This is a genomic window from Dyadobacter psychrophilus (genome assembly GCF_900167945.1).
GTDB classification, from domain to species: Bacteria; Bacteroidota; Bacteroidia; order Cytophagales; family Spirosomataceae; genus Dyadobacter; species Dyadobacter psychrophilus.
In genome coordinates, this window is sequence record NZ_FUZA01000003.1 from 225,473 (window position 1) to 240,291 (window position 14,819).

The following is a 14,819-nucleotide window of genomic DNA, read 5'->3' on the forward strand; positions in this document are numbered from 1 at the left end:
GAGTGATTATGCGGAATGTGTTAATGTGCTGTGCTTTTCTGTGGATATGTGCAGCTCCGGTTTACAGCCAGGAACAGGTGCGCGAATTTCAGATTGTGGAGAACGACACATTAACTTATACATTAAAACTTGCGCTCGATGATTCGGGCCAGCCGCAATATTTTTTCCGGAACATTTTTACGCCGGTTTGCTACACCAATGAATGCAAACCGGTGCATATCAATTTCTATTGGGATTTGCTGGGAAATTACGAACGATTCGATCTGCCCAAAGACAAGGTTTTGACAAAAGTGGATCACGACGAATTCAAGCAGGAGGATTATGAAAAATTGCAGGAAATTCTCGCACAATCCAATTCGATTTTCGCTGATCTGCAAATGGAAGATCTGATCGCAAAAGGAACTGATAATTTAACCGATTCCGTAGACGCTAAGGCAGGAGCGACATTGAAAACCATTAAGAATCAGGTGATCGACGGTGCCGTTTACACATGTTACACGCTCTGGCATATCGCATATGGAACGGCCGTTCCAGAAATGAAAAAGATCACTGAAACCTATCAAAACGACGCATTGCTCCACCGATTTTTGTCCGGAAACAATTACCATTATCAGTACTGGGCAATGGAAAAAGTGATGGACAAAAAAGGCAATGTTAAAAACTCCTATCAATCCGACATTGAAAAAATCATTGGTGGAAAGAATGTCTTTATTGCGAAAAATACATTGCAGCGCATTAATAGCGATTTTTTCTTAGCACCTGATCGGCAGCAGCGGCTTTGGGAAACCTATGAAAAATCTCCCTATGCATTGCAGATCGCTATTTTGAAAAAATTAAAATCGGTTCAGGTCACAAATACATTGGCCAGCAACCTGAAATCCAGCCTGCAAAAATCAAATGAAGAGCAAACATCCCTGATCAAACAAATCCTGAACCCATGAAAAAACTATGTATCTCCGGGGTGATCCTAACCCTCCTCTCCTTCTGCGCCTCCGCGCAAAATCATGTCTTCGTGGAAACCGAATCCTTCGAAGATAAAGGCGGCTGGGTGATTGACCAGCAGTCCTTTGTAGTGATGGGTTCATCCTACATTATGGCGCACGGCATGGGCCGGCCCGTGAAAGATGCTTCCACAACCGTTAAATTCCCGAAGCCTGGAAAATATAAAATGTGGGTGCGAACCAAAGACTGGGCTCCATTCCCCAAAGGACCTGGAAAATTTGAGATCAGCATGGACGGTAAGAAAGTCAACCAGGTATTTGGTGCAAGCGGATCGGACGCCTGGAAATGGTATGACGGTGGCGAAACAGACATTAAAACAGGGTCAGTAAAACTGTCGATCAAAGACCTAACCGGCTTCAATGGTCGCTGTGACGCGATTTTATTTACCGATGATCTGAAATTCACACCTCCCAATGAATTCGAAACATTAACTGCATTCCGCAAAAAACTGCTCAACCTTGCAGATAAACCTGCGGATGCGGGACAATTTGATATGGTGGTCGTCGGTGGCGGAATTGCCGGAACCTGCGCGGCCATTTCAGCTGCGAGAATGGGATTAAAAGTTGCTTTAATTCAGGACAGGCCTGTTTTGGGAGGAAACAACAGCTCCGAAATCCGCGTGCATCTCATGGGTGATGTGGACAAAAACCACTATCCCAAACTCGGCAGGATCGTTAGGGAAATGGATAATGGTGATCCCGGCAACGGAAATCCCGATGCCAAAGAATACGGCGACGCACGCAAAATTTCTATTGTAAAAGCAGAACCAAACATCTCGCTATTCCTGAACACCCACGTTTACAAAGTCGAAAAAGAGAACGACATTATCACCGCTGTTATAGGCCGCGACATTGCTACAAACAAAGAAATGCGCTTTACCGGCTCATTCTTTTCAGATTGCACGGGCGACGGAACGATCGGTTATCTGGCAGGCGCTGAATTCAGAATGGGACGCGAGAGCAAGGCAGAAACGGGCGAATCACTGGCCGCTGAAAAAGCCGACGATTTCACATTGGGCACTTCCAACTTGTGGGCTTCGCTGGAACGCGACTCCGTTTCATCATTTCCGGAAACGCCCTGGGCCATCCAGTTTTCAGACGAATATCACATTGACGAACCAAAGGCCGACTGGCAATGGGAAACGGGTTTTGGCAATTTTAACACCATTACCGACGCAGAAAAAATCCGTGACCATAACCTGCGCGCTATTTACGGAAACTGGTCCTATTTGAAGAAGAACAAGCCTGCAAAATATGCGAAGAAAGAACTTGCGTGGGTGGCATACATTGGCGGAAAACGCGAATCTCGCCGCATTATCGGCGACCACATTTTGAATCAAATGGACATCCAGGAAGGCAAGTTCTATCCCGACGGCTCGGTAACCGCCACCTGGACCATTGACCTCCATTTCCCCGACGCTAAAAACAGTAAATACTTTGAAGGTCAGGAGTTTTTTGCAGGAACCAAACACATTAAAGTCGCGCCGTACACCATTCCTTATCGTTGTCTTTATTCCAAAAACATTCAAAACCTGTTCGTTGCGGGTAGGAATATCAGCACCACGCACGTTGCATTCGGCAGCACGCGGGTGATGCGTACATGCGGAATGATGGGCGAAGTGGTGGGTTTTGCAGCTTATTTAACGACGAAATACAAAACAACGCCGCGGGGAGTTTACCAGGAACATTTACCCGAACTGATGGGGATTTTGAAAGGCGAAACGACCGCCCCGCAACCGTGAAAGATTTATTCAAATAGAAATAGCAGATTAGCGACTTTTGCCAGCTCAGGAAGCTAAGATTTTATCAATGAAATAACCCGACAATGAAATTAAAACTTGCCATTTTTCTGTGTTTTTGCCAAATAGGCAGTGTTTTTAGTCAAGTCAAATCGCCCGGCGTCCTTACGAACGATTACATTAGTATTCAGTTTAAGAGCGACAGCAAAAGCTGGTCTGTGCATAAAATTCTGGTCAAAAAAGAGGGCAAATGGATAGAAGGCCTGACGCCTTCCGGCGAGTACACTTTGCTTTATTCAGAAACAAAACCTTCCGCTGAGCCGAAAGAAACATTTGAAAAGATCACTGGCGGCAAATTCCCGGAAGACAACTATCATTATCAGCAGGAGCAATGGAAAGAGAGCACTACGGAAGTTTCGTTAAACAAAGCCGGTCAGGTTTTCACTTTTTTGCCGGTTAATCTTTTAGTCAAAAAAGATGCATTGGAATTCACCAAAGAAACCGAAGTAGCAACGGTAAAGGCGACCTGGAAACTGGATCCGCAATTTCCAAACGACATTCAGGTAACCATGCGGCTGATCCCAAAAAAGAAGGGTTATTTTTCCTTGGCAACTCCTACCCTTGCTTCAGTTGCAACAAATCAACTGGCGTGGGCGTCCGTGCCGGGTTACTTTCAGGGAAATTTTATTCAAAAAAACTTCGCGCTCGCCTATGCATACGGACACGGCATTCCTAACCGGCCGGTCGTCTATCGTGAACGCTGCGCAACGACATTAAGCCCCTTGATCAGCACTAAAAACGGCATTACACTTTCCGTAATCCCCGAGCCCGGACTCGCGCGTGACCCTTGGGCAAAAGACAAGATTACGCAAACGGATTGGCAGCTGGGACTCTCGCACATGAACCGCAAGGCAGAACTTTCGCCCACATTATATTATCCCGTTTTGGGAGAACAAAATTCCGAACTCAGTGCTGGTGAGGAGATTAGTTACTCATTTCGTTACAGCCTCATCGCGGGTGACTGGTTTCAGGCGATCAAGCATGCGGCCAATGACATTTACAAGTTCCATGAAACATTAAGCCTCCGCCAAAGCAAACAAGCGCTGACCGACCGCATTGAAAAAATGCACCATTATCTCACCGACCCAAAAACTTCCCTTTGGAACATTGAAGAATTCGAGGGCAAGCAAATCGGCGCGCAGTCTTACCTCGGCGGTGTAGTGGGTTCCAATAAAGATGCCATGAAAAATGCTGATTACGGCGCCATGTGGATGCTGGCTAATGCAACCAACGATCCGGAATTGAAGGAAAAAGTGCTTCCGCCGGCATTAAATTTCAAATTGGTGCAGCAAGAAACCAAAAAAGGCTTTTTCGACGGCGCTATTGAAGGCCAATATTATTTATCCAAAAGCAAAAAATTCGTAGAAGAATGGGGTGAGGTCGTGGAGCCTATCGCGCTGACTTACTATGTGTTACTGGATATGGGCAATATGCTCCTGTTCGAGCCTGATAATGCGGAACTGAAAGAGAGGCTTCGCTTAGGGGCCGATAAACTGCTGAGCTGGCAAACTGCGGACGGCAGCTGGGCCGTAGCATACGACCGGAAAACAGAGCAGGAATTATTTAAAGACATCCAGGACGTGAGACCGACATTTTATGGGATGATCGTCGCTTACCGGCTCTTAAAAGACGAAAAATACCTGAAAGCCGCACAGAAGGGGGCCGATTGGTTTATTAAGAACGCAGTCGAAACGGGCGCATTCCTGGGCGTCTGCGGCGACGCACGTTACGCCCCCGACTTCGCAACCGGGCAATCCGCCCAGGCACTTCTGGATCTTTATGATTTTACCAAAAACAAAAAATACCAGGATGCGGCAATAACCTGCGCGAAAATTTATACTGCTTCCATTTATACGCATCCCATTGCAAATCAAAACGTTAAGAATGTCAATGGTAACAGCAGGGAAGATTGGGAAATCAGTCAAACTGGTTTGAGCTTCGAACACGGCGGCATTTTTGGCTCGGCAACACGCCACGGCCCCATTCAGCTAGCCAGCCACGCGGGGCTTTACATCAGAATGCATCAGTTAACAGGTGAGCAACTCTTCGCCGACATGGCCAGATCCGCTGCCATTGGTCGTGACGCATTTGTCGACAGCAAAACCAGCGTTGCTTCTTATTATTGGAACGCAATGAACAGAGGCGCAGGCCCTTACCCACACCACGCCTGGTGGCAGATCGGCTGGATCACAGATTATCTGCTTTCAGAAGTAGCATTGAGATCCAAAGGAAAAATCGAATTCCCAAGAGGCTTCGTAACCCCAAAAGTAGGCCCGCACCAAACTTACGGCTTCGAGCCGGGGACTGTTTACGGCGATAAAGCAAAGCTGGTCATTATGGAAGGTTTTGCTGTTGCTGACAAACCGGCCATCGATATAATCACTGCCAGGTCAACTTCGAAAAATAGCATTTACGTGACATTATTGAATAATAGTGCGGCGGCTACGGAGTTTGCTTTGAAACTTGATGAAAGTAAGATTGGGGATTTGAAAAATGTTTCAGGGCTGAAATGGATAGATTCTGACGAGTTGGTAACTACTAAAAAAATTACAATTCCGCCATTTGGCTTAAAAACGTTGGAGGTAAAAAACTAGCCTTCGCCAGCCACCCTGATGAGGGTAACAACATCGCCCTTCAAAAAGTGAAAAAGCATTAAATTAATTCATGAACAACACCATAGATACAGTCGTTATCCTAGTTTTCTCCGCATTCGTGATGGGTATTGGGATGTTATTTGCGAGAACTGGCCGGAATTTAAAATCTTTTTTTGCCGGAGGAGAGGCGGTTCCCTGGTTTATCGGGGGACTGTCCTTATTTATGAGCTTTTTTTCTGCGGGGACATTTGTGGCATGGGGCTCCATTGCCTATAAGCACGGCTGGGTCGCTATTACCATCCAATGGACCATGTGCATCGGCGCGCTAATCACGGCACTTTATCTGGCGCCACGCTGGAAAAGGACAGGTGCCTTAACCGCGGCTGAATTCATTAGAGAACGGCTTGGCCTGCCGGTTCAGAAAACCTATATCTTCATTTTTACGCTGGTTTCGGTTTTTATTAAAGGCTCGGTTTTGTATCCTGTCGCTAAGCTTGTGAGTGCTTCGCTGGATTTGCCATTGGTGCCTTGTACGATTGGTTTAGGGCTTTTTATGATTGCTTATACGGCCGTCGGCGGACTTTGGGCGGTGATGGTGACGGACATTCTGCAATTCGTGGTTTTGTCTGCCGCGGTATTCATTTTACTTCCATTGTCATTTGATAAGGTCGGCGGCTGGGAAGGTTTCAGCAAAGCCGTTCCGGATGATTTTTTCAACCTTCTGAACGGCGAATACACCATCGGGTTCGTCGCTGCATTTGTCATTTATCACATTTGCTACATCGGCGGAAACTGGACAATGGTGCAGCGCTATACGAGCGTAGACAGTGAGAAATCAGCTAAAAAAGTGGCGTTCTTATTCGCAGGATTATATCTGATCAGCCCGGTTATATGGATGTTCCCGCCGATGATTTACAAAGCCATTAATCCCGCATTAACCGGCCTCGACACAGAAAATGCGTATCTGATGATCTGCAAATTGGTGCTTCCGCCGGGCCTGCTCGGCTTAATGCTCACGGGCATGTATTTTTCCACCTCAGCCAGCGCAAATACAGCATTGAATGTAGTTTCCGCCGTTTTCACCAATGACATTTACAAAGGAATGGTCAATCCGAAAGCTTCCGACAAGCAGCTGATCCGGGTTGCACGGGGCTCGTCCTGGTTTTTCGGACTGGGAATGATCGGCATCGCACTGCTTGTCCCCGCAGCCGGCGGCATAGTGGAGGTTGTTTTGAGCATTTCGGCGATTTCGGGAGGGCCGCTGCTGGCGCCGCCGCTCTGGGCTTTGTTTTCCAAAAGACTCAATAGCACCGTCACATTATGGGTTACCGGCATCGGACTTTCGGTTAATCTCTTTTTCAAAATCCTTGCTCCGCTGCTTTTGGACTTTAAACTTTCGAGAGGCATGGAAACGATAGTTGGAGTCGGGTTACCGCTGCTGCTTTTGCTGGCTTACGAGATTTGGGCCAGTTCAAAAGACATTATTGCAAAAGAATATCTGACCTACCTGGAAACAAAAGAACAAAAGCGGATCGACGCCCTGGAAGTCAATGAAGAAGAGGCAATTGAAATAAAAAGGCAAAACCGATTCGGATTGCAAGTAATCGCCGGCGCATTGCTCTTTACGGCGGTAATGCTTTTTATACTGAGTGTGCTTACCACCTCCGGAACCGTAATAACAGCTATCGTGGCAACGGTCGTGCTGTTTTCGTCAGCGATTCCGTTTGTCGCTTCGCGGAAGGTTGCTATTGTTTGAATAACATTAAATCTCTCTGAATCCATTAACCCTTTTTATGAACTATAAATTTCAAACATTCCTCCTGATTATCATTTGCTGGGCGTCGCAGGGCAGTTTTGCACAATTCAAAATCCGTGAACCTAATGCTATCCCACTGCATGGCGAGTGGCTTTTTGCCTTGGACCCGGCGGAAATGGGGGTGAAAGGTAAATGGTTTATGGATAAAGTTGCACAGAGCAACCGGCTGGACAAGGTGACTGTTCCGCATTGCTTTTCTTCGGATCCCCGCTTTGCGCATTATACAGGAACTGCATGGTACAGAAAGACTTTTGCATGGAAACCGGTTTCAGGTAAAAGAGTGATCCTGCATTTCGATGCCGCTTATTACAAAACCCACGTTTGGCTTAATAATGAAAAGGTGGGCGAACATGAAGGCGGCTACACGCCTTTCAGTTTTGATGTGACTGATTTGCTAAAAGATGGCGATAACCTCCTTGCCGTTTCGGTAAACAATGACACCTGGAAACCAGGCACGGTTCCGGGCGCGAAGGATAATGGCAACATTAATGATCCTTTTATGGGCTGGCTGAATTATGGCGGCTTGATCAGGCCTGTTTATCTGACCATCAAGCCCGAGGTTTACGTAGAAAATCTGAAAATAGAGGCGCTTCCTGATCTCACAAAAGGAACGGCAACTTTGAAAACCAAAATAAAGATTCGCAATGCTTCCAAATCGGCGGTATCCCCCAAAATCAGCTACAATGTTATTTTCAATGGTAAGACTGTCCCAGTCAATATAAAAGGGAAATCTGAAAGCATTCCGGCCGGTCAAACGGGTTCAGTCGGATCGGAAGGCATATTTACTGCCGCACAGGTGAAATTGTGGGATTTGGATGAGCCAAACTTATACCAGCTCAAAGTCGCTGTTGGCGAAGACTCTGTATCCTCGAATTTCGGGATCAGAAAGGTGGAAGTCAAAAATGCGCAATTGCTTTTGAATGGAAAGTCAATCCGCGTCGGCGGCGGGAACCGCGTTGTGGATTATCCCGGATTGGGCTCTGTGGAACCGGATTGGCTCATTGAAAAGGACTTCAAATTGATGAAGGAAGCGGGAATGGAATTCCAAAGGCTTACGCATTACACACCTTCGGAATATTTCTATGACCTGGCCGATAAACATGGAATGCTGATCATTACGGAGGCTGGCAACTGGCAGCTGACGCCCAGTCAGATGGATAATGATTCGATCCGTAAAAAATTCCGCTCGCAATTTACCGAAATGGCTGAAAGGGACTGGAATCATCCGAGTGTGATCGCTTATAGTGTTGGAAATGAGTATCAATCGACGACACCCGCAGGTCAGAGCTGGACCAAGGACATGATCGCATTTGCCCGCCAAACCGATCCGACACGACTTTACACATTTGCAACCATGCTATTGAACACGCTTCCTAAGAAACCGGAAGACGAGGCGAGTCAATATGTAGATTTTGTTTCTACGAACACATATGGGAACCACGCGAAGGTTTTGGATCACATTCACACCCTATACCCGGAAAAACCAGTCTTCGTGAGCGAATGGGGTGTTCGTGCGGATGCAAAAGATGAGGCATTTCAGGCTCAGCACATTTCCGACCTGATAGTGGAATTTCGTAAACGGCCTTATGTGATTGGCACTTCGTGGTGGACTTACAATGATTACCAAAGCCGCCACCACGGCACGAATGCGAATGGTTATCGTCCCTGGGGAATTGTTGGGTCGGACCGCTCATTCCGGTCAGCTTATAGTATTCATCAGAAAGAATACTCACCCGTAACCATTGAAAAGGTTGGTTTTAAAACCGGCGGGCAAGGCCAGCATTTGCTTACCGTAAGGTTGACTGCGCGCGCTGACTTTCCTTCAAGAACATTAAAAGGGTATAAGTTGAAAACAAACGGCGCGACTGTTAACATACCGGAAATACATCCAGGGGAATCAAAGGAAATAGACATTCCAGTTGCGGGATTTGATAAGCAACTGCACATGACGATCCAAAAACCCACCGGTTTTACGACCATCGAGACAGACATCGAATTAAAATAATTATAAATATTCGCCTGATTTCCAGGGGCGAATGTAATGACCTGACAAAATGATACGCGAAGAAGCATCTGAGAAAAGAGTGCCAAAAACCATTGCATCGGCAGCAGACCTGGTAATTGTAGGAGGAGGATTAACGGGAACCTGTGCGGCGATCACAGCGGCCAGGGCGGGCATGAAAGTGACATTGATCCAGGACAGGCCTGTTTTAGGTGGAAATTGTTCGAGTGAAGTAAGGCTTTGGATACTTGGGGCAACGTCCCACATGGGCAACAACAATCGCTGGGCTCGGGAAGGCGGCGTGATAGATGAAATTATGCTCGAAAACATTTACCGAAATCCAGATGGTAACCCGCTGATTTTTGACACCGTTTTGCTTGAAAAAGTCGTTGAGGAAAATAACATTACATTGCTTCTCAATACTGCGGTTTATGATCTGGACAAAGATGTTGAAACAGAAACGATCACGGCAGTTCACGCATTTTGCAGCCAGAACAGCACGAAATACAGTGTTACCGCACCTCTTTTTTGCGATGCATCCGGCGATGGAATTATTGGTTTCCTGTCCGGTGCCGCATTCAGAATGGGCGCTGAATCTGCTGAGGAATTCGGTGAGAAATTTGCGCCGGATAAGGCTTACGGTGAGTTACTAGGCCATTCTATGTATTTCTATTCCAAGGATATAGGCCGCCCGGTTAAATTTATTCCGCCGTCTTATGCCTTGCAGGACATTACGGAGATCCCACGTTACAAAACATTCAATCCAAAAGATTTCGGGTGCAGGCTGTGGTGGTTGGAATATGGCGGAAGGCTTGATACTGTGCATGATACGGAGAAAATCAAATGGGAGTTGTGGAAGGTTGTTTATGGGGCCTGGAATTACATCAAAAATTCGGGAGAGTTCCCGGATTCCGAAAACATGACCCTGGAATGGGTCGGCACGATTCCGGGCAAGCGCGAAAGTCGTCGTTTTGAAGGGGATTATTTGCTGAAACAGCAGGATATTGTGGAACAAAAGCATTTTCACGATACGGTTGGTTTTGGCGGATGGAGCTTGGACCTGCATCCGGCAGATGGCGTATACAGCGATCAATCGGGTTGTAATCAATGGCATAGCAAAGGCGTTTACAGTATTCCTTACCGTTGTTTTTACAGCAAAAACATTAATAATCTCTTCATTGCAGGCCGCATTATCAGTGCCACGCACGTTGCTTTTGCCTCCACGCGTGTGATGGCTACAAGTGCCATGGGCGGACAATCGGTTGCGATCGCGGCTGCCCTTGCGAAAAAATACAATTGTTCTCCACGCGAAGTTGGTGAAAAGTATTTGGATGAATTGCAGCTGGAACTGTGGCGCGCAGGCCAGTATTTGCCTCAAACCGAAATTGCTGATCCTGAAAATCTGGTTGAAAGTGCCGTTGAAATCAGTGCTTCTTCGAGTTTGAAATTAAAAGGACTTCCCGGCGCGGAGCATTGGGCGGTTATCGGGCATTCCGTTGCGCAAATGTTACCTGTTCATGGTAAAATGCCGTCTGTAACGGTCTGGGTAGAAGCATTGGCAGACACTGAATTAAGAGTTGAACTCCGTAAAAGCAGCAAAGTATTTAACCATACGCCGGATGTTACGCTTGAAACAAAAACATTTAATCTGAATGCTGGAAAGCAGGAAATCAGGTTGGACTGGTCGTCATTTTTCGATGAAGCCGGTTACGCGTTTGTATCATTCATCAAAAATGAAAACATTAAAATCCAATACAGCGAAAAACGTGTAACAGGATTGCTAACAGTATTTAATGCAACAAATCCTGCCGTTTCAAACTATGGAAAACAAGAGCCGACGGAAGATCTCGGTGTAGATACGTTTGAATTCTGGTGCCCGCAACGCAGGCCAGAAGGGCGTAATCTCGCATTCAGCCTCAGCGAACCAATTGCGCTTTTTGAACCTGAGAATTTAAGAAAACATCATAACAGGCCGATATCCGGCCCTAATGCCTGGGTTGCGGACTTTACTGATGACGAGCCGGTGGTAAACATCCGCTGGGAAGCGCCCGTAACCATTAGCAAAATCGACATTTGCTTCGATACCGATTTCGATCATCCGATGGAGAATGTGATTTATGTGCATCCGGAAACGGTTATGCCTTTCTGCGTCAAAGACATTGAAATTTGTAATGACAAAAATGAAATCATTGGTAAAATAACAGACAACCACCTTTCGCGCAGGACCATTTATTTCGATAAGCCCGCCCAGACGCAGTTTTTGAAAATAAAAGTGATTAATCCCAATCCACAGGTTCCTGCTTCTTTGTTCCAGATCCGCTGCTATTGATCTTCGCCGTGAGATTTTTCTTCTTTGAAAACTAACAATTTGATCTTAAATTTGCCCTCTCAAATAGCAAACAATTGTTTGCTATTTTATTGCTCGTTTACTCTATAATAATAGTATACTACATAGACTTTGAAGGAAGCGGCGGATTTTATACCCTCATCTGACACAAACTGGGAATCTCTTGATGTTGCCTACATCGCAAGTGGTGATCCTGAGGAGGATCGGCGTCTTGCGGCACTCGCCCGGGCAAAGGGACAGGTGGTTTTCCTACGTGACATTCCTGAAGAATCCGACGTACGTTTCAATGTTGCTCCTACTGCTGTCGCAATGAATGGATCGGTCATTAATCCGACCAGGAATAATACAAAAGCACCATTGACCTGGGAGACAATCCAGCAGAAAATATGGGCGGCTACGATTCGCAAAAGAACGCGGACCGAAGTTGCAGTTAATATATTCTCCGCGATTGCCTTAATGATCGTGGGGCATTTGCTGTTCACCTTCTTTACTTACGACCGCCTTACCGTTCTCTGGAACGACCTGGAATTGAATGAAAACTTCTTTTATTACGTCCTGGGAGGTTTTGTGGCGCAGATGATCGATGGCGCGTTGGGCATGGCATATGGCGTTACAGCAGCCACTTTTCTATTGACATTGGGCGTTCCGCCTTCCGCTGTCAGCGCGAGCGTGCATACTTCTGAAATATTTACCAGCGGGGTTTCGGGCTATATGCACCTGAAATTCGGCAACGTAAACAGCAAGCTTTTCAAGAAAATTCTGTTCCCAGGCGTTTTAGGCGCTATTGCGGGTGCTTATCTCCTGTCGTCTTTTGAAAAATACATTTACGTAATTAAGCCGTTAGTGGCCATTTATACCTTAATCCTGGGAATTCTTATCATCCAGAAAGCGTTAAAGAAACGAGTTGAAAAAAAGCCAATGACAAAAATTGGCTGGCTGGCAATGGCAGGCGGAACGCTCGATTCGATCGGCGGCGGCGGTTGGGGACCTATCGTAACTTCTACGCTGATCGCCCGCGGACGCCACCCGAAATATACCATAGGATCAGTTAACCTGGCGGAGTTTTTTGTTTCACTCGCAAGTTCAGTTACATTCATCAGCATCATTGGATTTTCACATTGGCAGGTCGTTTTGGGACTCATACTAGGTGGTATGGTTTCCGCTCCGATCGCAGCAAATCTATCCAGAAGGTTACCGATTAAAACAATGATGATCATGGTCGGAACGATTGTCGTCATTGTAAGTTTGAGAATCATTTATATGGTAATCAGAGATTTATAGGACATTATCTAAGTAAGAGCACTAAGCTTTTATATCAAAACAAATAAATGGGCTGAATGCCCAAAGCAGCTAGCAGAAGTATACGAATCATGAAAAAACAAACCAAAGCGATACGCACGCAAACGCCAAAAACCAAGTATCGCGAGCATTCAACGCCATTGTTCCTGACCAGCAGTTTCACTTTTGAAAGCGCAGAACAGGGCAAAGCACTTTTTGAGGAAACCGAAGACGGGAACATTTACAGCCGTTTTTCCAATCCGACTGTGCAGGAATTTGTTGATAAGGTTTGTCTTTTAGAAGATTGCGAGGATGGTGTTGCCACTGCAACAGGCATGGCGGCGGTTTTTGCAAGTATGGCTGCTTTGTTGAAAACCGGCGATCACATTATAGCAAGCCGCGCGTTGTTTGGTTCCGCGCACCAGGTTATTACTCAGATCCTTAGCAAATGGGGTATTACGCACACATATTTGGATGCGGATGCCAGCGAAGCTGATTGGGAAGCTGCTGTACAGCCTAATTCCAAGATGGTTTATCTGGAAACACCTTCAAATCCAGGCTTGGATCTGGTAGATTTGGCGATGATCGGCAGACTTTGCAAGAAGCACAATCTGATCTTTAATGTGGACAACTGTTTTGCATCGCCTGCATTACAAGTTCCGGCAGAGTTTGGCGCTGATTTGGTTTTACATTCGGCGACGAAATTCATGGACGGACAAGGCCGCGTTTTGGGCGGTGTTGTTGTTGGTAAAAAAGAATATATCAAAGAGTTGCGCTTTTTCTGCCGCCAGACAGGGCCCTCGATGTCGCCGTTTAATGCCTGGGTTTTGACCAAAAGTCTTGAAACATTAGGATTGCGAATGGACAGACATTGTTCAAATGCGTTGCAGCTGGCCCAGGCTTTGGAAAAACATCCTGACGTAAAGTCGGTGAAATATCCGTTCCTGGAATCACACCCGCAGCACGAACTGGCCAAACAACAAATGTCAGCTGGCGGGGCAATTGTTACCATTGATCTGGAAGGCGGTTTTGAAAGGGTTTCCGCATTTATGGATGCGCTGGAAATCGCTTCACTTTCTTCAAACCTGGGTGATACAAGAACCATTGTAACAAACCCAAACACAACTACGCACGCTAAACTGAAACCTGAGGAGAAGAAAGCACTGGGCATTACAGAAGGCCTCATCCGCATTTCAGTAGGTCTTGAAGACATCGAAGATTTGATAGAAGACTTCACCAACGCCGTGGAGGTGTCGGTGAAAAGTGATATATTAGGGTAGGAATTTAATTAGGCTCTGATCTTATGAAAGCATTGACCATCAACTTACCGGATTCACTGGATTCAGAAGAATTTGAAATAAAAATGCTTTTGGCTGGCCAGTTATATGAGCGTGGAAAAGTTACGACTGGTCAGGCGGCTGAGATTGTCGGGGTTAGCAAGCGGACTTTCATTGAAATCATGGGAAGATTTGGCTTTTCCATATTCAGTGATTCGGTTGAAGATCTGAGAAACGACATAGCCAATGCGTAATGCGCTTGTTATTGCTGATTCAAGTTGTTTGATCTTATTATCAAAAATTGAAGAACTTGAAATTTTACGGCGCATTTACAAGCAAATATTTATTACAAAAGAAATAGCAGAGGAATTTGGAGGGCCGCTTCCCGACTGGATCGAGATAAAGGAAATTAGCAACACTGCGTTACAGCTTTTATTTGAAGACGCACTGGATATAGGAGAAGCCTCAGCATTGGCTCTGGCATTTGAAATGCGAGAGTGCACGGTAATATTGGATGATCTTAAAGCTAGAAAGGTCGCATCCAAAATGAACATTAGAGTTACAGGCACGATAGGCGTCATTTTGAAAGCCAAAAAGGAAAACAAGATTTCATCTGTCCGAAGTGTTTTTGATAAAATATTAAGCACTGATTTTCGCATCAGCGAACGAATTATAAATGAAGCTTTGAAAGAAGCAGGCGAATAA

General features: G+C 46.0%; 10 protein-coding genes. All 10 read left to right on the plus strand.

Going from position 1 to position 14,819, the window contains the following annotated elements; translation table 11 throughout:
• Window positions 1-8 precede the first annotated feature (8 nt).
• The 10 genes from B5X68_RS14765 to B5X68_RS14810 all read left to right on the plus strand — a co-directional run bounded on the left by B5X68_RS14765 (window position 9) and on the right by B5X68_RS14810 (window position 14,819).
• Window positions 9-941 carry a hypothetical protein gene (locus B5X68_RS14765; protein ID WP_229208426.1) on the plus strand — a complete coding sequence of 311 codons (933 nt, stop codon included), beginning with the start codon at window positions 9-11 and terminating at the stop codon, window positions 939-941.
• Entirely contained in the window at window positions 938-2,743 is a 1,806-nt protein-coding gene (locus B5X68_RS14770) for an FAD-dependent oxidoreductase (protein WP_082215520.1), read from the plus strand. Before B5X68_RS14765 ends, B5X68_RS14770 begins: the two co-directional genes overlap by 4 nt.
• 83 nt (window positions 2,744-2,826) lie before the next feature.
• Window positions 2,827-5,394: a glycerophosphoryl diester phosphodiesterase gene (locus B5X68_RS14775; protein WP_082215521.1), complete on the plus strand. Its 2,568-nt coding sequence runs from the start codon at window positions 2,827-2,829 to the stop codon at window positions 5,392-5,394.
• A 70-nt stretch (window positions 5,395-5,464) separates the two neighbouring features.
• The gene (locus tag B5X68_RS14780) at window positions 5,465-7,150 is read left to right on the plus strand and encodes a sodium:solute symporter family protein (protein WP_082215522.1); all 1,686 of its coding nucleotides are present in this window, start codon (window positions 5,465-5,467) and stop codon (window positions 7,148-7,150) included.
• Window positions 7,151-7,187: 37 nt separating this feature from the next.
• A complete protein-coding gene (locus tag B5X68_RS14785; protein WP_082215523.1) occupies window positions 7,188-9,215 on the plus strand; it encodes a glycoside hydrolase family 2 protein in 2,028 nt (675 codons plus the stop codon).
• Window positions 9,216-9,264: 49 nt separating this feature from the next.
• Window positions 9,265-11,541, plus strand: a complete 2,277-nt coding sequence (locus B5X68_RS14790; RefSeq protein WP_082215524.1) for an FAD-dependent oxidoreductase — start codon at window positions 9,265-9,267, stop codon at window positions 11,539-11,541.
• 129 nt (window positions 11,542-11,670) lie between these two features.
• Complete coding sequence (locus tag B5X68_RS14795; RefSeq protein ID WP_082215525.1) at window positions 11,671-12,840, plus strand: TSUP family transporter; 1,170 nt, start codon at window positions 11,671-11,673, stop codon at window positions 12,838-12,840.
• An 89-nt stretch (window positions 12,841-12,929) separates the two neighbouring features.
• Window positions 12,930-14,117, plus strand: coding sequence for a trans-sulfuration enzyme family protein (locus B5X68_RS14800; protein WP_082215759.1), 1,188 nt, complete (start codon window positions 12,930-12,932; stop codon window positions 14,115-14,117).
• Window positions 14,118-14,140: 23 nt separating this feature from the next.
• Window positions 14,141-14,368, plus strand: a complete 228-nt coding sequence (locus tag B5X68_RS14805) for a UPF0175 family protein (RefSeq protein ID WP_082215526.1) — start codon at window positions 14,141-14,143, stop codon at window positions 14,366-14,368.
• Window positions 14,361-14,819, plus strand: a complete 459-nt coding sequence (locus B5X68_RS14810; protein ID WP_082215527.1) for a PIN domain-containing protein — start codon at window positions 14,361-14,363, stop codon at window positions 14,817-14,819. The genes B5X68_RS14805 and B5X68_RS14810 overlap by 8 nt, the downstream gene beginning before the upstream one ends.